Origin of the sequence: Clostridium akagii DSM 12554 (genome assembly GCF_000686725.1) — a bacterium.
GTDB lineage: Bacteria > Bacillota > Clostridia > Clostridiales > Clostridiaceae > Clostridium_I > Clostridium_I akagii.
In genome coordinates, this window is sequence record NZ_JMLK01000027.1 from 1 (window position 1) to 24,922 (window position 24,922).

The following is a 24,922-nucleotide window of genomic DNA, read 5'->3' on the forward strand; positions in this document are numbered from 1 at the left end:
CTAATGTTTTAGGTCCTCTACTATTACTAATAATCAATTCATGTCCTGCCTCGACTACTTTCTTGCCCACTGCAGTGCCTATATTTCCTGAACCTATAATACCTATTTTCATAATGTTAATCTCCTTTTGTAACAATTATAGTTACAACTAATTTTATTATTATTTACAATAATTCTATTATTATACTTCCATAAATTTTATTCACACAATCTATGGACATTCCAGCTAGACCTCTAAAAGACTATTTATTGTGGTGTATTTCAGCTAACGTCTGACCACCGACACCCATATTGTCAAGCTCAAGCTCTTCAATAAGGACAGTAAAAACACTCCCAGGAGCTTTTGTAACCTCAACTGCTGCAGAAGTTAATTTCTCAATCAACATCTTTTTCATTTCAACATTAGCTTTTCCCATTGTAACTCTAATTACTGGCATAAATGCATCTCCTTCAACTAATTTTATTTTATTATTATTTACAATAGTTGTTTAATTCAAAACTATTTTCATAGTTACTAAATTAATGTAACTATCTTGGTTACAGCTACTCTATGTAACTATTATAGTTACATCCATAATAATTGTCAATAGATTTTAAAAAAATATTACAACCTTACCGTATATCTCAGAAGAATATCAAAAGTATTTTAAAACATTAGAGATTGTAAACAAAAAAAACATCTAGAGCCCTAGATGTTTTTTTTGTTCACAGTCTCTATTTAATTTTAATATATCTTCAACTATATATGCTATTGTAACCTTCTTGAGTTCCATCTCCATAGCTGTCTCTGTACGATGTAAAACTCACTCAAGAACAAAATGAATTTTTGATCCTACAGCACAGGTGGAATCGGAATCTTCATGTATCTTAAATAGTTGCCCTTCTTTAACAACCTCAACTGCTTTATATACATCTAATAAAGTTATATTTTCTATTGGCTTCAAAAGATTAGCTCCACCACAACCTGCATTAACACTAACTAATCCAGCCTTTTTTAACATTCCTGTAACTCTCCGAATAACTACAGGATTTGTGTTTACACTGCTAGCGATAACTTCTGAAGTAAAAACTAAATCTTTTCCAATATACAACAAGGATAACATGTGGACTGCAACAGAAAACCTACTACTTATTTTCATATTTTTAGCCTCCGATTGTAATCATTGTAGTTACATCCAACACAATTGTCAATAGCTTTTATTTTGGGGCTAGTAAGCTTTCCAATTATAATACTCTGAGTTGTTGATTTAAGAGCAAGTGACAATATTATACGCTGAATATTCTCCCACTCTTCCAGCTGCTTTTGCATGTTTTGTAACTGCATCCCAGGCTAATTCTTTAGCTTCTCTTGTAATACTCCATAATTTATCATGATGTTTTCCTAATAAAAAACACCGTATAATTCATTTTTTGAACACTACAATATTTTAATATTTGTAACCATTAATAAAATTCATTTTCTATTTTAATTTTGATTAATTCTTCAATTAGTAAGTTATAGTTTTCTTTCTGAAATGTATCCAAGTTAATGAGCTCTATTAATATTTCATATATTATTTTTCTTCTCTGCCGAATCTTCTCCTGATTCTTTTTAATATCTTCATCAAGCTTTCCCGGATTAAAAAAATATTTGCTGCTTGGGTCACCTGTAAATTTCATTCACGTAGCCCTTTTTAATTCTTCATAAGCTCTATACATTTTCATATAATCATCTAATCTCATAGTTACCAGCCATTCATATCTATCTTTTCTCTGGAATACTGTAGGCATTTACCCCCACAACGTTGGCATCACCATTGGCTCCACAATATTGTTGTCAGCGTCTAGTGCTATAGCCATACTCTTTTAATTTAGATGATAATTCACATTCGCCGCGAGCACCCTTTTGCTTTGAATTAGTCATATTTGCCCTCCTCATTTTCGTTTTCTTCAACCTATTTTGCTATATTTATAGTTATTTGCAATTCATTGCTTTTTTCTTTCACCATTTTTATGTTTTTTCTCCATGTCGGATTTCATCCTGTTTTATTTTTCTTTATTTTTTACACACTTAGTTGAATGACTTGCTTCAATTAATTCGTATATTTCAGTCCTGATAAGGATTTGATTAGACCTACACATATCTTTATCAAGGTAAAATCCGCTTTACACCTATATAACTTAAATTCATAAGAGTCGATCTTCTGAATTTAAGTAGTCATATATATTTTGTTTAATTATAAGGGATTATTAATGATAACTTTAATAAATGTTAAAAAAAATCATCCACCGCTATAATTGGTGGTGGATGATTTTCCCAATTGTTAGATAGTTTAGTTGATATATCTACAATTTAATATATAGTAGGTATGTTTACATGACTGAAATTTCAACTAACAGCTAGAACATATTTTTTTTCAACCACAAATATACTTTAACATACAAATAGTAATCAACGCTCACCATATATGTGCCACCTTTTTTTCAGTTTTGTGCAAAATATTTTACATTAACGAACATAAATATATAATTTAGGACAGCTTTATAATGTTATTTCTCACTTTTATATTTAATACATATTATATGAACATTATGTATTAAGTTTACTGTAGATTATACTTATTTTACTCTTTGTGCAATTGGATGGTTTTCTTTAAACTGAACCAAGTCCCATAGGTTTCCGTATAAATCTTTGAATACTGCAACTGTACCATATGATTGTTCTTTAGGTTCTCTAATGAATTCAATACCTTTTGATATCATTTCGTTATAGTCTCTCCAAAAATCATCTGTTCCAAGAAATAAGAAAACCCGTCCTCCTGACTGATTTCCAATAAACGATAGTTGTTCAGGTTTGGAAGCTCTTGCAAGTAATATTGTGGTTCCTGACGAACTTGGCGGAGACACTACAACCCAACGTTTATCTTGTTCTTGCTGATATGTATCCTCAATTAATGCAAAATGAAGTTTCTTTGTGTAAAATTCAATTGCTTCATCATAGTCTTTGACCACTAACGCAATGTGTACAACAGATTGTATCATTTTATTTACCTCCCTTTTTATAAAAAATACTACTGCATATTAAATCATCTTATATATCGCAATTAAATTATAACATAAATGTATAACAATAGGAATTAAAAAAGAATTATGACATGTTTTTGACAAACATTATGAATAATAATTGCCTATTTCATACCGCAACATCTTATATATCAAGAGTATAAATGAATTCCACATATCATAAATATAAGACTCTTTTCTTGATATAGAGTCAATAAGAAATGCTTTAGTGTACAACTATATAATCATTATATATACAAAACCCACTCTTACTAAATTAATATTAAAGTTTTCTTTAATTTACTGAATAATCATATTCTATTTTTGTTTATTATTTGAATACTATATTTATTTACCCCACAATATAATCTTATCATCTAAAATACTTCTCCCTACATCAATTATTCTCTGATTTGAGGAACCAGTATATTTACTAGCGCCTACATTTAAGTTTTTCATCAAATTTACCATCTATAAGTACATCTATAAATCTTAGTAGTTTTATCTTACTTCTATCTCTGCTATGTATTAGCTCTTCAAATGTGTATCCACTATAACACCAAATATTTAATCCTTGCCCTCTGATTCCCTCAGACAGCTTTGATAAAGCAACTGCGCATGCATCCGGATACAAAGATTACCGATCTCATTCCCTGACAATTAACTAATGAATTGTCTAAAAAACCACCTACTTGAATTTTCACTTAATACACCACCTTATATCTTATAATGTTCATTATTTTTATGACATTTGGTTTTATTCTTAGTAAGTAGTAGTATGATTTGTAGTATGAGATATTCTATCTGATCTCTCTGCCGTTTTCCCACTACTAAATCTCTCATCCAAACTTAGGTAGCCTGTTACTCTTGAAATTCCTTGTATATTACGGCTTCCACATTTCATACATTTATTAGCTCCGCTTTGAAGATATGATCCACAGTCTTTACAATATCTTATATGAAAATTTATTCCCATATAACTAATGTTTGTCTGCTTATATGCGTAATCTAATATGTCCATTATAATTTCTCCTGTTGGATAATCATCAAGTTCTATATAACTAATATGTCCACCATTACATAACTTATGATAAGGTGCTTCAATATCTATTTTCTCCTTAATGGATATTAGATATTTAACCGGAACATGATAGCTATTTGTATAATATACTTTATCAGTAACCCCTTGTATTTCACCAAACAAAGCCTTGTCTTTAAGTACGAATTTACCACTTAGTCCTTCAGCTGGTGTAGCATAGGTACTCCAATTAAGCTTAGTTTCCTCTGTTAACTTGTCAGTATAATTTCTAATATAAGCTATTATTTCAACACCTAATTTTCTAGATTCCTCACATTCTGCATGATGTTTACCCGTTAAGGCAACTAGCGTTTCAGCAAGACCTATAAAACCAATACACCATGATCCATTTTTTAAAATAGGTTCTATTGAATCGCAAGCTGTTAAACCTTCACTCCCTAATATAAGACCTTGTCCAGCCACAAACGGTAAATCTTTAACCTTAAGCTTTTTTAGCACATCATATCTATGCATAAGTGATTCTCTAGCAATTTGTAACTTATTATCAAGTAATTTATAGAATTCATCTACACTTCCCTTAGCTAATATGCCGATTCTAGGAAGATTTATAGTCACAGGAGCAATATTTCCTCTCCCTTTGGGTCCTTCTTCTCCATTTACATTAGAACAAACATAAGTGCGACACCCCATTGTTGCCGGTATAATCCCTTGATCATAGTAAAATTTATTAAAATCAGAATCTAAATTCATAAAAGTAGGATTCATTCTCCTACTAGCAACGCGACAAGCTAGCGTATATAAGTAATGATATGGATCAGATTTTTCTCTATTGACCCCTTTTTTAACTCTAAAAATTATATTGGGGAATATCGGTTGTTCTCCTTTTCCAAGTCCTTTTTCATATTCAGTTAAAAATATTTCACACACTAGTGCCGCATCTTTAGATTCTGGTATCCCAATATTCATTGAACTGAAAGGCACTTGTGAACCCATTCTGCTGTGCATAGTATTTACGGTATATACTATTCCCCGCATAGATTGTTCTATGCTTTTTCTTAATTTACGTTCTGCCAGAACTTCAATTTTGTTCTCATCTACACCTAGCTCTATAATTTCTTGTATAATTTCCTGCCGTGTATATTTTACAAATGACGCCATATCATTGTCAAAATTTGGATGAGACTGTCCTCCAAACATATCATTCTGCGTTGATTGAAGTAGTATACATGAAAGCGCTGCTGCGGACACTATTCCCTTTGCTTTTCTTATATATCCATAGTCTGTATTAAACCCCTTTTCTAAAACTTCTTTTGTTGGGATATGTAGGCAATTTATAGTTAAGTTATAACTATCTAAATCATGATAGTATACATCGCCATTTTCATGTGCCTTTGATAGATACTTAGGCATAATAGATAAATTATGCCATTTGTTAGATTCGCTAGCAATTCTAAGTAACTTAGAACTATAGTTATTGCCCACATTAGCATTATCTCTGTCGGTCTCTATTCCAATTTTTTCTATAAATTTCATCAAGTCTGATTTTATTCCTCTAGTTTTATTCCGTTCTTGTCTATAATCAGAGAAAGCTATTCCAATAAGCGTATACCCATTTCCTAAAAGTACTTTTTCAACAATATCCTGTATTTCCTCAACATAAAGTTGCTTTTTATCAAGAGTCTCAATTCTTTGCATAACCTTTTGCGTTAGCTCTATAATTTCACTTTTTTTAATATTATAAGAGGTTCCATCCGTTGCTCTCTCTATAGCATTTGTAATTTTTATTGAGTTGAATGGTACCTCTCGTCCATCTCTTTTGACGACATATATCATATTTTGAACCTCCCTAATACAATATCTTTTAATTTGCTAAATATACACAGTAAAAATTTTGTATCAATATTATAACTAATTTATCTTATGAAATGCTCCCAAACCAACCCGAGCTTTTTGAAAATTATTGGCTAAACCTTGAATTTTAAGACTATTTCAAAAATTTAGTTACTACAAATATGTAATTAGAAATCAAAACCATTGACTTACATCCTTTAATATTTTAAAATTAGTTAAATCATAATGTAGCGGAGTTACAGTGATATATCCCTCTCTAAAATAGATTGTGTCAGAATCTTCCTCATAAATATCTTTTAATGCGCCCTTAATTTCGTACTGAGTTTCATTATTTTTTCTATCAGTTTCGATATAACTGTTGTTATACCATGTACTACCTATTTTACATACTTTAAATCCTTTTATTTCATTCTCCTTTATTAAGGGTATATTTACATTTAGTACCATGTCATTTTTAATATTATTTTCTTTAGCCTTACGTAGTAATTGTCCAACATATATAGACGCCATATCATAATTTTCAATACCTTTTTCAATCTCCATAGATATAGCCATGGATGGTATTTTATATATGGAAGCTTCAATTGCTGCAGAAACAGTACCAGAATATAAGATATCTGCACCTAAATTTAACCCTTTGTTAATTCCGGATATCACCATGTCTATTTTACCGTCAATAAGTTTATTAATGGCAACTTTTACACAATCAGCTGGCGTCCCATCTACACTAAAAGCTTTTGACTTTAGCCCTTTTAGCTTAGTTCCCCTGACAATAAGTGGCCTTGTAAGTGTTATTGAATGTCCACATGCACTTCTTTCATTATCTGGTGCTACGATAATTATTTCATGGTATTTTTGGAGCTCTTTTGCTAAATAATATATTCCTCTTGCATTTATACCATCATCGTTTGTCAACAATAACCTCATTTTATTTCCTCCTATGGGTAAGTAGTAACCAATTTTTTACCTCTTTTCATGTCCCTTATAACAGAGAAATACGCCTTATTACGTAATGAACCAAGATAATATTGACGATTATTAAAGATTTAATTCACTTGATTCAATAACGCTGGTTGTTTGGTTTAATTCTTTATATACAGAAAGAAAACGAGCATTCTTAGACTCATGATTTTCTAATGGAATAATGTTTAATAAGTTAATAGCATTTGTAAGCTTATACAAACTGTTTGAATTAGTCTCCCACTCTATTTCATAATCATCGACTCCCAAATATACGCTTTTATCTACGTTAATTGGATCTATTTCATCACCGAATAAATAAAACAATCGCTCAGTTTCCATAAACCCTATAATTGATAACCCTTTATAAGTGTCTGTTTGTCCTCCTACATATTTAATAATAGGTTCTATTAAATATTCGTAACTATTCAAATTGCCATCAAATAATATTTTTTCTGCAATCGTTTTTTCTAACTCAATCGTATATTCTTTTTTTATATGTATATTTCCAGATACTTCTTTCATTGTCATTTTCACGGTATACTCATACCTTTTATTGAATATTTCTCTAATTCTTACTGAAACCCCTTTGTTTTTTAAATATAAATCATTACTATCAATATAATAGTTCCTATGTACACCTTTACTAACAAAGATATGCTCCTTATTCAAGTAATTATTGAATTTAACAAAGTCTTCTTTACATAACTGATATTTGATCTCTCTTTCAATATTTTCCATACTATTATATCCCCTCTTTTGATTATATTCGTAATTTCAATATCGTTTATAATAACGAATCCCAGCTGATCATCCATTTAAGTATTGATTGGAAATCTATAGCAGGTAACCATTTCAATCTTTCTTCCTCCTCCTGTTTAATGGCCTAATCGATGTTGCTTCATCTTTGATGGCAACTTGTGTCTTTATCATCACTTCCGCGGCTATTTGAGCATGGGTGTGTTTCAACAATTTTTTGAATTGACGTCCTAGTTTTTAGTTAAAGCGGGGTCGCTTATCACACCAGAAAATAATGCCACTGGTTTTCCGGTGTGATCTACCACTGGCCTTTTGTTGAGGGGATATTTCATCATGATTTGAACTGTATTTTTTTAAAGGTATTCTTCTTTAACGGATATTAAAAGTGCACTCACAACATCCTCAGCTATTTTTACATCGATGTTTTTGATGAACGTGTTGATTCTTGATTCATTCAGCCTTTGAATTAAATAAAGGCAAATAGGCAACCCCCGATTTTATTATTAGATCAACTGGAGTAATAATCCCAATTGGGTGTTGCTCGATACAACACCTAGAACTCCTTTTAATTTTCATTTAACTTACAAGTATGATTAAAATAACTACTAGGTTTCCATCCCACTCATAAGGCTCAAATTTGTTATCTGTAAATACATAACTTGTAACATCAACATCTGTATCGCCAATGGTTAAATCACTTTCTAAAACACATATGACTTTATGGTGAAATTTCTTACCCTTTAGTTCAATTGCATCAATAATACTTTTATCTTCTGAATTTAATTCTAAGCTTCCAGAAAAAGGACATTTTCTAAATCAGATTTTAGTTGTGGAAAAGAGGATGATAGATTTTTAACATCATGATTTTTCATACACTTTACCTCTTATCAGGACTAATTGTTCTTTAAGCTTTCTGTTTTCATTTTCTAATTTGCTAATAATATCTAGTATATTATAACTTGTACATCTCCTGTTATTTACTGTCTGCCTTTTTTAAATAAATCTATAGATTCATATGTATCAAGTCTCTCAGTAACATCAAAAAGGCGCATTTTTTGTCCGTCTATCAGTATTTCAGGATTTTTAATGGCTTCTTCACAATCATTATCGTGCATTCCTGATCTTTTCAATGCTTCTGCAATGTTTAACTTGGAAAGAGAAAATTCTGTGCCCTTGATATATTGTAAAAAATTAAAAATTTCACTCATTGCTTCAAAAGGACCCGCTGATAGGTGAATACAGTTATTAGCTACATTCACTTTCTCTAATCCAAATTCATTAGCATTGTTATACATTATATTGCGCATAGAGCCACTCTCAGCCTTTTCTGGGAATGTGTTACCTAACATATATTTTCTCATTATCCTCCAAGGAAAATTAGAATTAATCAAAAGTACTATTGTATGTCGACCAGCTTTTGTGAAATGATTTAACTGCGCTGGGTGAAAACCATTAACTAAAATGATATCTTGGCTTTTTATCTTATTTTTTTGAACATACAAGCCATTTCTAATTTTAACAATTTCTCTCGACATCCATACACCGTTTAATTCTGAAGTGCTCATTGATTCATTTTCTCCCAAATACTCATGCCCTCCACGAATTGGTATTGATTCATCTGCTCCAAGTGTCTTACGAATATCTGATTTTTCTCTGAAGTTGAGTAATTTTGAAGATTTTCTCGACATAATGTTTATTAATCCGAAATGTCGATCTAACATCTTTGTTTCACGAATTCCTTTTCCTGAAAAATTATAAACCCCCGCTATATCGGCTTCATAACTATCAAGAATTTCAATTATTGTATTGACAACTTTAGCTGTTTTTCTTTCACAATTCATAAAAAATACTTCCGGCTTTATGAACATAAGTAACTGATTTTGTTTATCCGTACTGCAATTGAAATTTTCTATTAAATGCGTTTTTGAATGAAATACTGAATCAACAATCCTGGAGCCTATGGTTTTCAATTTTAGCAATCCAGCTCCTTTACTATTTATTTATTTTTTGAATTACCCAAAGTTATATGATATTCATCAAAATATACCTAGTTTCCTGCTTAAAAACAACATTCTTATTAAATATTTTTCATTATGATGGATTTAAAAGTTTAGCCGCTCATTGGTAATATTCCTCTATGACAATTATTTTATCTAAATACTTACAAAAATTGTTTACTAAACTCAACAGTTTGTCCTTATTTTAGTGTTTAAATTAGTATTCTAACTTCCTGGAAAATAAATAATGCTTTCGTATAATTTTTAATTTATGTTTTCTAAATCTTAAATTTTTTTCTCCACCTACTGTCCCAGTGCAAATCTTAATGTCACTATTCTTACTACTCATCAAAGGACCATATTTTATTGTTTTCATTTATTGATAGTTCACATCTATTACAAATAGCTTGCATTAACTGCTCATGTATATCTACCCGAGTCTTTGAAGCATCAATTTTCGCCCAATTATTTTCTGAAAATTGCTTACATCTTATCTTCTCATATATTATTGATACATTTTTTAATAACTTCGTGTCTTTTTCAAACCTATCAAGAACACCATTTTGTAGTTTTTTTCTTCTTGAAGATTCATCTGGTGTTATATCCAGGTAAAATACAATTGATGGGAGTGGAAGAGATAAATTTTTTATAATTTCAATAGCATTGTCAAAGTTAAAACCATTTGAACATTGGTATGCTATTGTAGATGGATAATATCTATCTAGGATAACAAAGTTACCAAGTTCTAGTTGCTTCTTAATTTCAGCCTTATCTCTTACCATATCCAAAAGATGTAGCAGAAACTGTTCTTCAACACATAAATCTATACTATTAAACAAGAATTTTTTTATGATTTCACCGTACTTTGATGTATATTTGGGATATGTGAAAACATATGCCTCATATCCCAATGACTGTAACCTTTGTTTAAGCATTTTTGCTTGTGTAAGTTTGCCTGAACCATCTAATCCTTCTAGGTTAATTAACAATCCCCTCATTTGTAACACCCCCTTTTATTTTAAAGTACTTAATTAAGTCTTGTTCAAATTGGTTCATAAAATATTTTTAAACTCTTTACATAAGAATTTATACTAAATTTAGAATGATTTTATTTGCTTTTCCGATCATAATTTAATTTCATTATAAAAACACAAACCACTATGATCAATGAAATTAAATTACTAATAATAAGCGATTGTGATTGTTTGAAAAACCCATATACCACCCATAGTGAAATACATGTCATTTGCAATATCAGCATAAACTTTGAAAGATCATTGGCTCGTTTTGTTTTATATGTTTTAATAAATTGTGGAAGAAAAGAAAATATCATTACAAAACCAGCCACGAAACCTATTATTTCGATTTTATCCATCTATATACTCCTTATTTATTTCATAATTTTAAAAACAACGATATTTATAAAAAAATCAAAAACTATTTTATGAATAAAGAAATCGATACCGGAAATGTACATATGACAATCGTTCATTCACAGATATCTGACTTCTTGCTTAAAAATAACATTCTTACTATATCTTTTCATTATAACAATTTTAAAAGTTTAGCAGCTCGTTGATACTTTGAATCAGTTATTAGATTGAGATTAAATTGCTCCTTAAGCGAATTTGAAAGAATTTCAATAAGTTTATGCAAACGCGGATCATTTACCATATCATCATCAACATGTGGATATATTGGTATTTCAATTTCACTAAACATAAATTTTTCTCTTTTCTCAAGTGGGAGCCGCATATTGTATACACTAACACGGTCCATAGAACATCTTAAAGCATCCCGTTTATCAATCCAAACAAAAAAAGGATGTCGGTGCTGTTCAATGCAAATTGCAGGTGATAAATCTTCGCCGACTATTCCAGTAAGCTCCTTAAGTTGAGTTCCGGGATGCTCAATGTCTTTTCTAGCTAACAATTCTTTGACGAAAGCTATAGCTTTGGGAGAAGTAGGCGAATTCTGTATTGTTCTTTTTGCCTCACCTTCAAATACATATCTATGGTCGCGTCTAACTTTCTGCTCAGTCTCATCTAACTTAAAAGCACAAAATGCATGTGTTTTAACATCACAGGTAGTTCTCAAAACCATACCCTTGTTCAATAAACGGTAATCATCCGTATCGTAATAAACACCTGTATTCAGTCTGGTTCCAATCCTGATACCGTCTTTTTCAGCAATCTCAGCCCCGGGGATTAATTGCCCTATATTTTTAATTGCTTTGTCCAACCATTCATAATATTCTTCATCCTTTGTAGAATTACTGAAATCGAGCTTGACACCTAGTTGATTAAATACTGCAAAGTTTCCGTTCCTTGAATATATAGGTTCTTTAATTTGATTTTCTTTTACCATTATCGCACCTCCATAATTTTTAATATCGTTTGCGTCCATCACTGCGCTTTTAATACATCAGATTAATACAAAATGCTAAGAACAAAAAACTATTTTTATACACAATCAATATATTTTGTTCTTAATTGTTCATTTTTCCTATATATACATCTATGTGAACAGGTATATCCTTCTGGATCAATGGTATTCTGCCATTTCTCCACCACTTTTTCAGGTTCATATAAAACATTACCTATAACATTTTCATTCGTAGCGTCGTTATTTAAAATTGGAACAAAAACATCACCATTTGGCTTAATAAGAAAGTAGCTATTGTTCCTCTTTTCCAATGTGTCATAGATAATACTAGTTTTATCTAAATACTTACCAAGGTTGTCCACTATGCTCAACACCTTGTCTTTATCTTTAACACGTATAGTAGTATTTTGTTTTTCTGGAAAATAAACAATATATTCGTACAATTTCCAATATATTATACTATCCTTATACTTGCTTAATAAAATCTCTATATTTCCCAAATCTCTAAAATTAGTTTCTGTAACCACCGTCCCAATACGAAATTTAATATCACTATTCTTACTAATATCTTCTAACATATACTTTGCTGATTCAAAACTCCCATCCCCTCTTAGACTATCATGAATATCTTGAGTGGCACTTTCAATTGGTATCCCAATAGTATCGACATATTTTAAAATAGCATCTTTATTTTTTCTATATAAGTCTCCATTAGTAGAGAGACAAATAGCCATACCTTTACCTTTAATGTATTTCAAAATTTCTGAAATGTCCTCTTTTACTAAAGGTTCACCCCCTGTTATGCCTACGACTTTAACCCCAATATTTTCAAAATTGTCCACCATTTTAAAAATATCAGCGGTTGACATCTCTTGATCTTCTTGTGGCCCATAACAGAACTTACAATGCCTTGTACATTTAGAAGTAATTTGCCAATCAACAATAATAGGTTTCATTATATTTCCTCCTTTAATTCCAAATTTTGTAAAGATAGTTAGGTAAGCCCCATTAGATACTATTTTTAGGAAATTAATATTTAATATATAAAATATATCATAATTTCTATTTTTTGTCAATAACACTAAATTTTTATATAATTCATAGAAATTTGTTAAAAGTTATATAATGTCATTACAAAAATTCGAATATTAATACATAAAAAGTACATCATTCTGTTTATTTCGTTCAGCGAGACTATCACTATATATTTTGCTCCTAGTTAAAAAGCCCCCCATTACTTTCTATTCCTATTTATTCATAATCATATCTAATGGTGTTGTAAATATAACTCCCTCCTCAACAATGTTTTTAAGTTTTTCCAATAAATCTTTTAAATTTCTAGTATGAACAACACATTCTATTACAATTGGCATTTTCTTACTAAAAGAAAATATTCGTTGTTTTTGAATAACTCTATCTTTACCATATCCAACAATACCCTCCGTAACTGTAGCCCAAATAACATCTTTCTTTTGAAAAAAGTTCAAAACCTTTTCATACTGTTCCGTTTTGAACCAGAAATTATTTTCTTTAGTATAGATTTTAATCGCAAAATAGTCATATTTTCCCATTTCTTTTGTCTCCATTCCATTAATTACGCTCACTTGGCCGTGTGGCATATTTTTAATAAGCTCTTGTTTAACTTTACTTATTTGACTATCATCAGCCACTGTCTCCAAAATAATAGCTAAATTATTAAATACTATGTCTTCAAGTATAAATGAATGCATGCAACTTTGATAATCAAGACTTAGTTCACTACGCCTAATTGTAAGTCCTGGAAAGCCTTTTTCCCATAAAAATTCCATTATCCATTTATAAACATTATTATTGTCAGCATTATATTCCTGTTCTCCAACTATTATTCTTAATAAACTATTCATAGTATTAACGAAGACCTCCTATATATGTCATAAAAAATCCTATTGGTGAATAAAAACAGTTATATAAACTCTATCACCATATATGATATATGATATATAAATTTAGTTATTTAAAAATTGATTATGTTTAGATATACATTATGTCCTCACCATTGATCTTGTTTTGATTTGACCTACACTTAGTCCTACTGCAATAAATGTATCTTCTGTTTCTCCAGATTTGTGAGAAATCATAGTAGTATAACCTGCTTCTCCCGTAAACGCTTTAACATATGGCATGTTTCAGCGCTACTTACAATTTTCTCATGAATTTGTTTAATTTACCATAATAATATAATTCTATAAATATATATATAATCCTTCAAAAAAAAAAAAAAACCAATAATCAAAATTATTGGTTACAGTATTATTCTTTCTTGGAGTCTCATTAACATAATTCTGAATCACACCAGCATAGACTTTAGACCATCTTCATAAAGGTATATATTTTTTATCCATAAATAATTTGTTATGCTTTACAACGGTAGTTTTACACACTTTTTAAATCTGCGTAATAGTGTACCTTTACAAGAAATTAATGGTTATAAAATTATAATACCTTTATAGCTTTTATTATGTTCAATTTTATATTTTAAACATTTTCTGTATAATTACATTTACCCATTATGGATACAACCACATAGTCATCAATCTAATCAATATGGGTGTACAGCCGACATACGTGTAAAAATCGGCCACACACTTGATATTATGAACTGCACCCTGTCAAGTAGACAATTGAAATAATAAAATTGAGTTAAGCGACTAAAGCCCTAAATTCCATGGGGCTAAGGCCTTTTAATCTTTTTTGTAATCGCTTATTATTATAGAAATTGATATATTCATCAATTGCGTAAGATATATCCTCATATGTATTATATTTGTGCAAGTAGTATTTCTCACACTTGAGTATTCCCCAAAAGCCTTACATTTGTCCATTATCGATACATTTACCCACTCGTGACATGCTTTGTGTCATTCCGGCAGCATCTAATTTATCCTTAAATCCATTTGAGGTATACTGATAACCACGATTACTCCAAAATCGGATACATTATCCAAGCTTTCAAACGTGCTAGGTGTTTCAGTAAATGAATTTTTTGATGATAATGAGAACGTGCATAAACAAGACATGACTATTCATCAAGAATATGTTGATAAATATAAGATAACTTCTAGGGATAAAAAACAGTACAACGAAGAAATGAAGAAATCCAATGAAGCATTTTTTATGAATGATGAACTAGATGAAGATTCAAAAAAAGAAATGCTAGACTTAATGTCAGAACTCTTTTGGAAAGCTAAAACTCTTAATAAAAGAAACCCTAAAAATTAGGTGTCGTTATGATTAATTATAAAGTTAGAGTAAGAAATCTTGTAAGAAAATATAATACACGTAGCCCATATAAACTAGCAAAAAATTTAGGCATTGAAATATGCGAACTGTATCTTTCGTGGAACATGCCTCTAGGATTTTTCAAGAAGATATTAGGAAAGAAGTTTATAGTAATCAACCTAACAAAGGCTAATAGTGAACATGACAAAGAATTTGCATTGGCACACGAATTAGGACATGCTATATTTCATTCTTCTGATAATGCTTTTTTTCTCCATGACCATACTTTTTATCAAAGGGGGAAATTTGAAACTGAAGCTAACAAGTTTGCAGCAGAATTATTAATTAATGAGAACGAAATTGATAAAGATTCTTTAGAAAATCTTTGTGCAAACCAATTAGCCAATTATTATGGAGTTCCAGAAGAGTTGATTTTGTACAAGTTTAAATCCAAGCAAAATTATATTTAAGGAGGTAGTACATATGTAACCTATATATTTTTTTACTTTTTCCCAGAACATATGTTCGTTAAAGGAGATGAATTTTTACGAAAGATTATTTATACACAGTTGAAGAAATGTCTGAGATATTGAAAGTAAAGACGTCTACGGTTTATAAGCTTATTAAAAAGAAATATCTTACAGCTTTAAAACTTCGAAGATATAAGATAACAAAATTTCAACTACTCAGATTTTTAAAAGACAACAGTGGAAAAGATTTAACTGACTTAGATAATATTAAGATATTATAGAGAAAGGATTGATAAGATTGAAAGGTGGAACTAGAAAACGTGGAGATACTTGGTCATACTATTTTGATATGGGTACGGTAGATGGGAAAAGAAAGAAAAAACAAAAAGGCGGTTTTAGAACTAAAAAAGAAGCCGATGACGAACTTAGAAACGCAATGACTGAATTTAAAAAATGCGGTTCTATTGTTGATGAAAGTAACATAAGTGTGGCTGATTATTTTGACTATTGGTACAAAGAATATGTATTAATAAATCTGAAATACAATACTCAACAAGCCTATAGAATAGTTATAGATAACCATATCAAGCCTTTGTTAGGTGCTTATAAACTTAAAGCCTTAACTCCTGATAAATTGCAAGAATTTTTGAATAGTAAGTATTTAAATGGTTTTGCTAAGAATTCTTTAGGTAATTTTTATAGTGTTCTTTCGTGAGCATTAAAGACAGCAGTATATCCTTATCAGTTTATTAAAGAAAACCCTATGCAATATGTGAAAATGCCTAAATTTGATAACACACCCAATGATAAAGACGATTTAAAAGTAATCACACTTAAGCAATTCAATAAAATAATTAAGCGATTTCCACAGGGAAGCAATTTTTATATACCATTGGAGATAGCTTTTAGCACTTGTATGAGAGCTGCTGAGGTTTGTGGATTAACGTGGGATTGTATAGACCTTGAAAACAATACTATAAAAGTTGAAAAAATATTAATTGGTAAAGGCAAAGGTATATGGGGATTCGGTACACCCAAAACAAGTAGTTCTAATCGGACTATAACTATAGGGAAAACCTTAGTTGACATTTTGAAGCGTAACCAATTATGGCAAAAAGAAAATAAATTAAAATACGGTGACCATTACAAAAAAACAGACTTTGTTTGTACTAAAGAAAATGGAGAAAATATAACAACTGATTCATTGAAATATTTAAGCAGAGTTGTTAATTATGGACTTGGAATCAGATTTCATTTTCACTCTTTGAGGCACACACATGCCACTATGCTTTTAGAATCAGGAGCAGAACCCAAAGATATTCAAGCTCGTCTTGGACACAGCAAATTAGCCACTACAATGGATACTTACTCCCATGTAACGGCTAAAATGAGAAATGATACTGTGAATATTTTTGAAAATATGCTTGCCACCAACAAATAAAATATGGTGGCAAATGGGTGGCAAACAACAAATCATTTCATTGTTATATAGCGTAAAACCGCTATTTATCTGCTTAATCTAACCACTGTCTCAACGTGAGGCGTTTGCGGGAACATATCCATAAGTTTAACTTTATCTATTTTGTAGCCATTAAAAATGAGTTTTTTTAGATCCACTACCAGAGTTTTTGGGTTGCAGGAAACGTATATTATTTCATCTGCGTTAAAATCTATAACGTATTTTAATGCTGTTGGATGAAGGCCTGGTCTTGGTGGATCTAAGATTATTATATCTGGTTTTTCGGCTATGGTGTTTACGGTCTTTGCTACATCGCCAGCTATAAAGCTGCAGTTAGTTAAACCATTTAAAACTGCATTCTCATTGGCAGCTTTTACGGCTTCTTCGATAAGTTCTATACCTATTACTCGTTTTGCTTTTCCTGCTGCTAGTTGTCCTATGGTTCCTGTGCCACAATAAAGATCAAAGATAACCTTTGAGTCTGCTGGCCCCATAAAGTCCATGACAATTTCATATAATTTTTCAGCACCCCAGGTGTTAGTTTGAAAAAAAGCTAGAGGTGAAATTTTAAAGTTTAAGCCTAATACTTTTTCTTCTATATAATCCCTTCCCTCAAGAATTTCCACGGTGTCTGATGCTACTGTACCGGCTAGCTGGTCATTGATTGTATAGAGAACTCCAACTAGTTTTGCTTTTAGTGGAAGGTTTGTTATCAAATTATTAAATTCTTCTTTGTTAAAAGAGTTTTGAGAAGTTGTTACTAGATTTACAAGAATTTCATCTGTGTTTTTTGTCCTTCTTATAACTAGATTTCTTAAAAATCCTTGATGTTTAACTACCCTGTAGTAGGGAAGTCCTAACTCCTTAAAATAATCCACAACAGCTTTCAGTATTGTTTTAAAATCCTCATGAATTAAAGCACACTTATCTACAGTAACTACTCCAAAGGCTGTGTTTCTCGCATGCATGCCTAGAGTAAGTTCTGAGTCTTTTTCTATATCACCAAAGGTGAATTCCATTTTATTTCTATATTCAAATTGTTCTGGACTTTGTTCAATACCTTGGTAATTAAAGTCCTCAATTTCTTCGTCTTCAAAAAGTTTTAATACTTGTTTTTCCTTTAATCTTAATTGTTCTTTATAATCAAGAAACTGATGAGTACATCCACCACAAACTCCAAAATGAACACATTTGGATTCTATCTCTCCATCTATTTTGTTCAAGATTTTGATTAATTTTGCATTGGCATATTCCTTTTTGGCCTTTGAAATTACAGCCAGTACCTTTTGACCCGGAACTGCTCCTTTTATATTTATCTTTTTATCCTCACAATAGGCAATTCCTACTCCAGGGAATTCAATATCTACAATATCAAATTCTTTTTCTTTATTTACTTTCATTTAATCTCTCCTAGATAATTTAGTTTTCTTGATTATAAACAGATGTTAGCTATGGAATAAAGTATAAGACATCTCTTCAGAATAGACTAGTATATTTACTAGTTATTTTTTCAAGATGCCCAAATAAAATAATTTCATTAATTATTTTGCCACAACTTTTGATTTTAACAATACCTTTCCTGGCGTTGCTGATAATCTTGAAGCTTCAAAAACGGATATGTAAATTATATTACATATTACATATAAAATTATAAACATTTGTAACTTTTCAGCTATGTAATAACCTGCAAACTGCATTATAAAATTAGCAATAAAAAGAACTACACCTGCTATTGCTGCTATAAGTGCTTGATCCACTATACTAGAAATTAGTGAAGGTAAAAAGGTAACCCTTTCATTCACATTTATTTTATCATCCTGTATTTCACTATTATTTTCTTTCATTTATTTATTTGCCTCCCTAAAATTTATGTATTCCTATTAAATTATATCATTTTTTATGCAATAGTATAAGTTATATATGGATAGTTAATAAATATTTATTTATTAACTATTGAAGTTCTACGTTTTTTTTTCTATAATTGTTAGTTGTAAGTTAAATATTTAACTTACATTTAACTCTAATAAACTTTTAACAATTTGTTTTTATGAAATACATAGTTTTACTGTACACTGTTTAAGATTGCTGTTTTCATGTAATTACTGTATTTTACAATGTTCTACTATAATTTTGCAATCATCATATTAATTTTAATGGAGGCACGTTAATGAAAATCACTAACTTCAAAGTTCCAAACAATATTAAAGATTCAAAGATTTTGAGCTTTTTAAGAAAATTCATCATTAATAACATAGATATCATCTATTTTATTGTAATTATTACTTATAAGGCAATTAAATATGACAAAACGATTTCACCAGAATATTTCAGTGTGAATTTTATCTTTCTTCCAGTTTTTGCATCGGTAATTGCACTAGCAAGCATTTCACTGATATTCAAAAACAGAGGAAGAACAAGATTTTTATTTATCGTGAATTTCCTCTTAAGTTTTATTCTATTTGCAGATACAGCTTATTACAGATATTTTAAAGATATAATTTCAATATCCGTTATAAGAAATGGAGTAATGCTAGGCGGAGTTTCAGCTAGTTTAAAGGATGTTATATATCCTACAGACTTCCTATTTTTTCTTGATTGTATTGTATTGATTCCATTAATTAGAATTTATACAAAACATTCTAAAAGAACTCAACCCAAACTTATACAAAGACTTGCGCTCTTTTTAATCTTATTTGTCATTGGTGGTTCTATAGACGCTACAAGGATATATAAATTAAATATTGAACAACCAAGACTCATAAGTACAATGTTTAACAGACTTTATTTGGACAAATCATTGGGTGATGTTAATTTCCATCTTTTAGATGCATATAACGTTAGCTCTACTAAAATAGCTAATATGAAATCTGTACCTGTAGCAAAACAGACAGAGATAAAACAATTTTTAGAAAAAAATGATATTCCAAAAGGAGTTACTTTTAAAAATGATGGTAAAGGTAAAAATTTAATTGTAATTCAGGTAGAAGCATTACAACAGTTTGTTATTGGTAAAAGCATCAACGGTCAGGAAATAACTCCTAACCTGAACAAATGGCTAGGAAAAAGTTTATACTTTAACAATTATTATTACCAAGTTGCTTCTGGTACTACTTCAGATGCTGAGTTTTTATCACTTAATTCCTTATATCCAGCAGCTGCTGGTGCTGCATATTATTTATATCCTGGAGATACTCTTAATTCAACAGCAGCGCAATTTAATACTAAGGGATATTCTACTACTACGTTAAATGGTTATCAGGAAGGTTTTTGGAATAGAAACGTTATGTATAAAGCTGAGAGTTTCAACAACTATTATGCTGAAAAAGCATATAATGTTGACGAACAAGTTGGTCTTGGTTTAAGTGATAAGTCATTTTTTAATCAAACTTTTGATAAGATAAAAACTTACAAAGAGCCTTATTATTCATTTATGATTACCTTAAGTAGTCATTATCCTTATGATGATCAAAAGGGTTATGGTAACACCTTGGACCTTGGAAATTATAAAGGCAGTTTTGTTGGTGATTACATGAATGGAATTCATTACACTGATACACAGATTGGTATGTTCCTAGACAAGCTAGATAAGGCAGGAATTTTGAAAAAGTCTATACTTGTACTTTACGGAGATCATTATGCTATTCCTAAAAATGAGGCTCAAGGCCTATATAATGCTGTAGGTATAAAAAATCCAACGGATCTGGACTGGAGTGAACTTCAAAAAGTACCAATGATGATTCATTTTCCAGATGATGCAAACAAAGGTGTTAATAACCTTCCAGCTGGTCAGATAGATCTTTATCCAACCATTGCTAATCTATTTAATCTTCAAACAAAATATATGTTTGGAACAGATTTATTAAATACTAAGACTAATGTAGTCTCATTTAGAGATGGTTCCTTCACTAATGGTACTAACTTTTATGTTGCCTCTACAGGTACATATTATGACGAAAAAACCAAAGCTAAGGTTCCTTCAACCCCAGAACTAGAAGGTATGAAAACAAATACTTTAAATCAACTTGAGTATAGTGATGATATATTAAATCATAATTTGCTTAAGACTTTTATTAAAGAAGACGCTACAAAGAAGAAATAAAATCGTGCGATGATGCTTTCAATGTTGAGAGAAACTGGTTATATGAAAACCCTTCAACAGTGACAAGTTCATGAAGATTTTCTGCTGACGCAGAATAATCGACAAATATAGGAGCTAAGAAGATTGTTTACACAATCTCCTTAGCTCCCTTTTTATTAAATTTTTCGCCCTAGCGGAAAATATCCCTTAACTTTTCACTTGCCTCTTGTCTTTTGTCTTTGCTTTTTCCTTAATGTGTTTTAACTTTTCTCTCTTAACTCTTAACTTTATTCGAAGATTGCGCCTTTACTTGCTGAAGAAACTCTCTCACTATAACCTTTAAGATACCCTTTTATTTCTTTTTTAGGTGCAACAGGGCGTCTCTTTTTTAGTTCTTCTTCATCAACTAAAAGGTTTAATATTTTCTTTTCTATGTCTATTTCAATTAAATCTCCTTCATTTACAAAACCTATAGGTCCTCCACAAGCAGCTTCTGGTGATACATGACCTATACATGCACCTCTCGTTGCACCTGAGAACCTTCCATCTGTAATAAGGGCTACTGTTTTTCCTTTTCCCATTCCTGCAAGAGATGCTGTTGGCGATAACATTTCTTTCATTCCAGGACCGCCTTTTGGTCCTTCATATCTTATAACAATAACATCTCCGTCATTGATTTTTCCCTCAAGTATTGCTTTTGAAACTGACTCTTCACTTTCGAATACCCTTGCTGGGCCCGTATGCTTCATCATTTCAGGTGCAACAGCTGCTTTCTTAACAACTGCTCCTTCAGGAGCAAGTGTGCCTTTAAGAACTACAAGACCGCCTGTAACGCTATAAGGATTATCAATATCTCTTATAACATCATTATTTTTAACTTTAGCATTTTTTACGTTTTCATAAACTGTTTTACCTGTAACAGTTAAACAATCTTTGTTTATCAAATCCTTTTTAGTTAAAGTGTTAAGTAGTGCTGGTATTCCACCCGCAAAATACAATTCTTCTATGTGGTGATGTCCCGCTGGACTTAACCTACAAAGATTTGGTGTTCTTTCACTTATTTCATTTACTTTATCAAAATCAATAGTAATTCCAACTTCATGAGAAATTGCTGGAAGATGAAGTAATGAGTTTGTGGAACAACCAAGGGCCATATCTGCAGTAATTGCATTCATAAAGGCCTCTTCTGTTAATATCTTTGATGGTGTTAAACCTTCTTTTACAAGTTCAACAATTCTCATTCCTGTCTTTTTAGCAAGTCTTATTCTTTCAGAATAAACTGCTGGAATAGTTCCATTTCCAGGTAAAGCTAGGCCTAGCACTTCTGAAAGACAGTTCATAGAATTTGCTGTGTACATGCCTGAACAGGATCCACAAGTTGGACATGCTGTGTTTTCAAGATCTTCAAGTTCTTCCTCAGTCATTGTCCCAGCTTGAACGGCTCCTACTGCTTCAAATACCGTGCTTAAATCCGTGGTCTTACCATTTGTATTACCTGCGAGCATAGGACCACCACTGATTACTATAGATGGTATGTCAATTCTTCCAGCTGCCATAAGCATTCCTGGCACTACTTTATCACAATTTGGTACAAGTACTATACCATCAAAAGCATGCGCACTAGCAACTATTTCTACGCTATCTGCTATTATCTGACGAGATGGAAGTGAATAACTCATTCCCTTATGATTCATGGAAATCCCATCGCAAACCCCTATAGTTCCAAATTCAACTGGAACTCCTCCAGCCATTCTTATACCAGCTTTTACTGCATCAACGATTTTATCCAGATTCATATGTCCTGGTATAATTTCACTATAAGAACTTGCAATGCCAATTAATGGTCTTTCCATTTCCTCTTCAATAAATCCAAGAGCTTTAAATAGTGATCTGTGAGGCGCTTTTTCAAGCCCTTTTCTAGCATTATCTGATTTCATACTTGCTACCTCCATATTATTTTGTGGTCTATAAACAAAAGTCTTTAGACTTATATTTATAGACCACTATATTTTATTTGTTCTGTTTTTTATAGTTCATCTAATACTAATTTACCCATTTGGGCAGTACCAACTTTTTTAGTTCCTTCTGTGAAAATATCACCAGTTCTATAACCTTTATCTAACACGTTTTGAACTGCTTCTTCAATATCTCTTGCTGCTTCACTCATGCCTAAAGAATATTCAAATAACATTGCAGAAGAAAGTATTTGTGCAAGAGGATTTGCTAAATCTTTTCCTGCAATGTCTGGTGCGGAACCATGAATCGGTTCATACATTCCAAAGCTGTCTTCTCTTAGGCTTGATGAAGCTAGCATTCCTATTGAACCTGTTACCATAGAAGCCTCATCTGATAATATATCACCAAACAAATTACTTGTTAATATAACGTCAAATTGAGATGGTTTTCTAACAAGTTGCATGGCAGTATTGTCTACATAAAGGTGATTTAATTCAACCTCTGGGTATTCCTTTGAAACTTCTTCTACAACACTTCTCCAAAGTCTTGAGGATTCTAAAATATTTGATTTATCAACAGATGTAACCTTTTTTCTTCTCTTCATTGCAGATTTAAATGCCACATGAGCTATTTTTTTGATTTCGCTAACATTATATTTTTCTGTGTCATAGGCTGCTTCTATTCCATTATCGTCGCATCTGCCCCTGTCTCCAAAATATATTCCACCAGTTAACTCTCTAACTACTAAAAGATCAACGCCTTCATCTATTATTTCATTTTTAAGTGGTGAAGCTCCTTTTAATACATCATAAACCTTAGCCGGTCTTAGATTTGCATAAAGCCCAAGTCCACCTCGAAGTCCCATAAGCGCTTTTTCAGGTCTTTGTTGTCCTTCTAAATTGTCCCATTTAGGTCCGCCCACTGCACCTAATAAAACCGCGTCACTGTCTTTGCACACGTCTAATGTATGTTTTGGCAAAGGCTCCCCAAATTCATCTATGGCACATCCACCCGCTTTTAATTCAGTAAAAATAAGTTTTGTTCCATATTTTTCTGAAACTTTGGTCATTACCTTTATGGCTTCTCTTGTTATATCAACGCCAATTCCGTCTCCTGGAATTACTGCTATTTTATATTCTTTCATGTTTAGTTAGCCCCCTGATTTGTTTATTTACTAAAACAGCCCTTTTTCCACGCAATTGATTAATCCATCATTTTCTATGATTTTAATCATGAATTCTGGGAAAGGTTGCGCTTTATATTCTTTTCCAAGTGTAATGTTTTTTATTATTCCTGTTTTAAAATCTACTTGTAGTTCATGTCCATTCTTTGCATCGTTAACTGCGTCTTCACACTCAAGTATAGGGAAACCTATATTAATTGAATTTCTATAAAATATTCTTGCAAAACTTTTAGCAATAACGCAAGATACCCCCGCAGCCTTTATGCATATTGGTGCATGTTCTCTTGATGAACCACAACCAAAATTTTTTTCTGCCACAACTATGTCACCTTTGTTTAGCTTTTCAAGAAAATCAACATCCAAATCTTCCATACAATGTTTTGCAAGTTCTTTTGGATCAGATGAATTCAAATATCTTGCTGGTATTATTACGTCTGTATCAATATTATCTCCATATCTTAAAACCTTTCCTTTTGCGTCCATTT

General features: G+C 31.1%; 24 protein-coding genes and 5 pseudogenes. 5 read left to right on the forward strand and 24 right to left on the reverse strand.

All coding sequences use genetic code 11. From position 1 onward, the window contains the following. The 19 genes and pseudogenes from BR66_RS26820 to BR66_RS26830 form a co-directional block, all read right to left on the reverse strand. Positions 1–112 (reverse strand): NAD(P)-binding domain-containing protein (locus BR66_RS26820; RefSeq protein ID WP_035795678.1); only part of this gene is annotated, 112 nt, incomplete at its 3' end. A 130-nt stretch (positions 113–242) separates the two neighbouring features. Continuing rightward, positions 243–437, reverse strand: a complete 195-nt coding sequence (gene dmpI / locus BR66_RS0113020) for a 4-oxalocrotonate tautomerase DmpI (protein ID WP_026883331.1) — start codon at positions 435–437, stop codon at positions 243–245. 243 nt (positions 438–680) lie between these two features. Then, positions 681–1,139, reverse strand: a pseudogene (locus tag BR66_RS23810) (Rrf2 family transcriptional regulator). Then, positions 1,136–1,309, reverse strand: coding sequence for a hypothetical protein (locus BR66_RS0113030; RefSeq protein WP_156946287.1), 174 nt, complete (start codon positions 1,307–1,309; stop codon positions 1,136–1,138). Before BR66_RS0113030 ends, BR66_RS23810 begins: the two are co-directional and overlap by 4 nt. A gap of 134 nt (positions 1,310–1,443) precedes the next feature. Continuing rightward, on the reverse strand, positions 1,444–1,659 hold the full coding sequence (locus tag BR66_RS0113035) for a hypothetical protein (protein WP_026883333.1): 216 nt from the start codon (positions 1,657–1,659) through the stop codon (positions 1,444–1,446). Between the two features lie 939 nt (positions 1,660–2,598). After that, entirely contained in the window at positions 2,599–3,021 is a 423-nt protein-coding gene (locus BR66_RS0113050) for a VOC family protein (RefSeq protein WP_026883334.1), read from the reverse strand. A 369-nt stretch (positions 3,022–3,390) separates the two neighbouring features. Then, positions 3,391–3,692: pseudogene (locus BR66_RS24850) on the reverse strand (4Fe-4S cluster-binding domain-containing protein). A gap of 113 nt (positions 3,693–3,805) precedes the next feature. After that, entirely contained in the window at positions 3,806–5,914 is a 2,109-nt protein-coding gene (nrdD, locus tag BR66_RS0113060) for an anaerobic ribonucleoside-triphosphate reductase (RefSeq protein WP_026883336.1), read from the reverse strand. A gap of 192 nt (positions 5,915–6,106) precedes the next feature. After that, positions 6,107–6,859 (reverse strand): 5'/3'-nucleotidase SurE, encoded by a 753-nt coding sequence (surE, locus tag BR66_RS0113065; RefSeq protein WP_026883337.1) that lies wholly within the window; start codon positions 6,857–6,859, stop codon positions 6,107–6,109. Between the two features lie 111 nt (positions 6,860–6,970). Continuing rightward, entirely contained in the window at positions 6,971–7,633 is a 663-nt protein-coding gene (locus BR66_RS0113070) for a CYTH domain-containing protein (RefSeq protein ID WP_026883338.1), read from the reverse strand. A 995-nt stretch (positions 7,634–8,628) separates the two neighbouring features. Further along, a complete protein-coding gene (locus BR66_RS0113080; protein ID WP_026883339.1) occupies positions 8,629–9,630 on the reverse strand; it encodes a hypothetical protein in 1,002 nt (333 codons plus the stop codon). A gap of 359 nt (positions 9,631–9,989) precedes the next feature. After that, complete coding sequence (tmk, locus tag BR66_RS0113085) at positions 9,990–10,646, reverse strand: dTMP kinase (protein ID WP_026883340.1); 657 nt, start codon at positions 10,644–10,646, stop codon at positions 9,990–9,992. A gap of 110 nt (positions 10,647–10,756) precedes the next feature. Further along, positions 10,757–11,023 carry a SemiSWEET family sugar transporter gene (locus BR66_RS0113090; RefSeq protein ID WP_026883341.1) on the reverse strand — a complete coding sequence of 89 codons (267 nt, stop codon included), beginning with the start codon at positions 11,021–11,023 and terminating at the stop codon, positions 10,757–10,759. 170 nt (positions 11,024–11,193) lie between these two features. Next, on the reverse strand, positions 11,194–12,054 hold the full coding sequence (locus tag BR66_RS0113095) for a hypothetical protein (protein ID WP_207641260.1): 861 nt from the start codon (positions 12,052–12,054) through the stop codon (positions 11,194–11,196). A gap of 56 nt (positions 12,055–12,110) precedes the next feature. Next, on the reverse strand, positions 12,111–12,989 hold the full coding sequence (locus tag BR66_RS0113100) for a radical SAM protein (RefSeq protein ID WP_026883343.1): 879 nt from the start codon (positions 12,987–12,989) through the stop codon (positions 12,111–12,113). A 291-nt stretch (positions 12,990–13,280) separates the two neighbouring features. Next, positions 13,281–13,916 carry a DUF190 domain-containing protein gene (locus BR66_RS0113105; protein ID WP_026883344.1) on the reverse strand — a complete coding sequence of 212 codons (636 nt, stop codon included), beginning with the start codon at positions 13,914–13,916 and terminating at the stop codon, positions 13,281–13,283. A 141-nt stretch (positions 13,917–14,057) separates the two neighbouring features. Beyond that, positions 14,058–14,165, reverse strand: a pseudogene (locus BR66_RS25240) (hypothetical protein); the annotation flags it as partial. Between the two features lie 547 nt (positions 14,166–14,712). Continuing rightward, complete coding sequence (locus BR66_RS26825; protein ID WP_084156515.1) at positions 14,713–14,868, reverse strand: IS3 family transposase; 156 nt, start codon at positions 14,866–14,868, stop codon at positions 14,713–14,715. A gap of 15 nt (positions 14,869–14,883) precedes the next feature. Then, positions 14,884–15,006 (reverse strand): annotated as a pseudogene (locus tag BR66_RS26830) (IS3-like element ISDpr3 family transposase); the annotation flags it as partial. Positions 15,007–15,027: 21 nt separating this feature from the next. Here BR66_RS26830 and BR66_RS23820 point away from each other — a divergent pair. From BR66_RS23820 to BR66_RS23825, 4 genes and pseudogenes are all read left to right on the forward strand, one after another. Beyond that, positions 15,028–15,291, forward strand: a complete 264-nt coding sequence (locus BR66_RS23820) for a hypothetical protein (RefSeq protein WP_207641261.1) — start codon at positions 15,028–15,030, stop codon at positions 15,289–15,291. Positions 15,292–15,299: 8 nt separating this feature from the next. Then, entirely contained in the window at positions 15,300–15,761 is a 462-nt protein-coding gene (locus tag BR66_RS0113120) for an ImmA/IrrE family metallo-endopeptidase (protein ID WP_026883345.1), read from the forward strand. Positions 15,762–15,832: 71 nt separating this feature from the next. Then, entirely contained in the window at positions 15,833–16,042 is a 210-nt protein-coding gene (locus BR66_RS25250) for a helix-turn-helix domain-containing protein (protein ID WP_156946288.1), read from the forward strand. 17 nt (positions 16,043–16,059) lie between these two features. Then, positions 16,060–17,202: pseudogene (locus BR66_RS23825) on the forward strand (tyrosine-type recombinase/integrase). A gap of 65 nt (positions 17,203–17,267) precedes the next feature. On the opposite strand, the gene rlmD reads toward BR66_RS23825, so the two are convergent. Further along, positions 17,268–18,620: a 23S rRNA (uracil(1939)-C(5))-methyltransferase RlmD gene (gene rlmD, locus BR66_RS0113130; RefSeq protein ID WP_026883346.1), complete on the reverse strand. Its 1,353-nt coding sequence runs from the start codon at positions 18,618–18,620 to the stop codon at positions 17,268–17,270. A 141-nt stretch (positions 18,621–18,761) separates the two neighbouring features. Next, a complete protein-coding gene (locus BR66_RS23830) occupies positions 18,762–19,064 on the reverse strand; it encodes an RDD family protein (RefSeq protein ID WP_051624233.1) in 303 nt (100 codons plus the stop codon). 323 nt (positions 19,065–19,387) lie between these two features. On the opposite strand from BR66_RS23830, the gene BR66_RS0113140 reads away from it, so the two are divergent. Further along, a complete protein-coding gene (locus tag BR66_RS0113140) occupies positions 19,388–21,319 on the forward strand; it encodes an LTA synthase family protein (RefSeq protein ID WP_051624234.1) in 1,932 nt (643 codons plus the stop codon). A gap of 266 nt (positions 21,320–21,585) precedes the next feature. On the opposite strand, the gene ilvD is transcribed toward BR66_RS0113140, so the two are convergent. The 3 genes from ilvD to leuD all read right to left on the reverse strand — a co-directional run bounded on the left by ilvD (position 21,586) and on the right by leuD (position 24,920). Then, on the reverse strand, positions 21,586–23,235 hold the full coding sequence (ilvD, locus tag BR66_RS0113145) for a dihydroxy-acid dehydratase (RefSeq protein ID WP_026883348.1): 1,650 nt from the start codon (positions 23,233–23,235) through the stop codon (positions 21,586–21,588). 89 nt (positions 23,236–23,324) lie between these two features. After that, positions 23,325–24,398, reverse strand: a complete 1,074-nt coding sequence (gene leuB / locus BR66_RS0113150) for a 3-isopropylmalate dehydrogenase (RefSeq protein WP_026883349.1) — start codon at positions 24,396–24,398, stop codon at positions 23,325–23,327. A 30-nt stretch (positions 24,399–24,428) separates the two neighbouring features. After that, the gene (leuD, locus tag BR66_RS0113155; protein WP_026883350.1) at positions 24,429–24,920 is read right to left on the reverse strand and encodes a 3-isopropylmalate dehydratase small subunit; all 492 of its coding nucleotides are present in this window, start codon (positions 24,918–24,920) and stop codon (positions 24,429–24,431) included. Between the last annotated feature and the right edge of the window lie 2 nt (positions 24,921–24,922).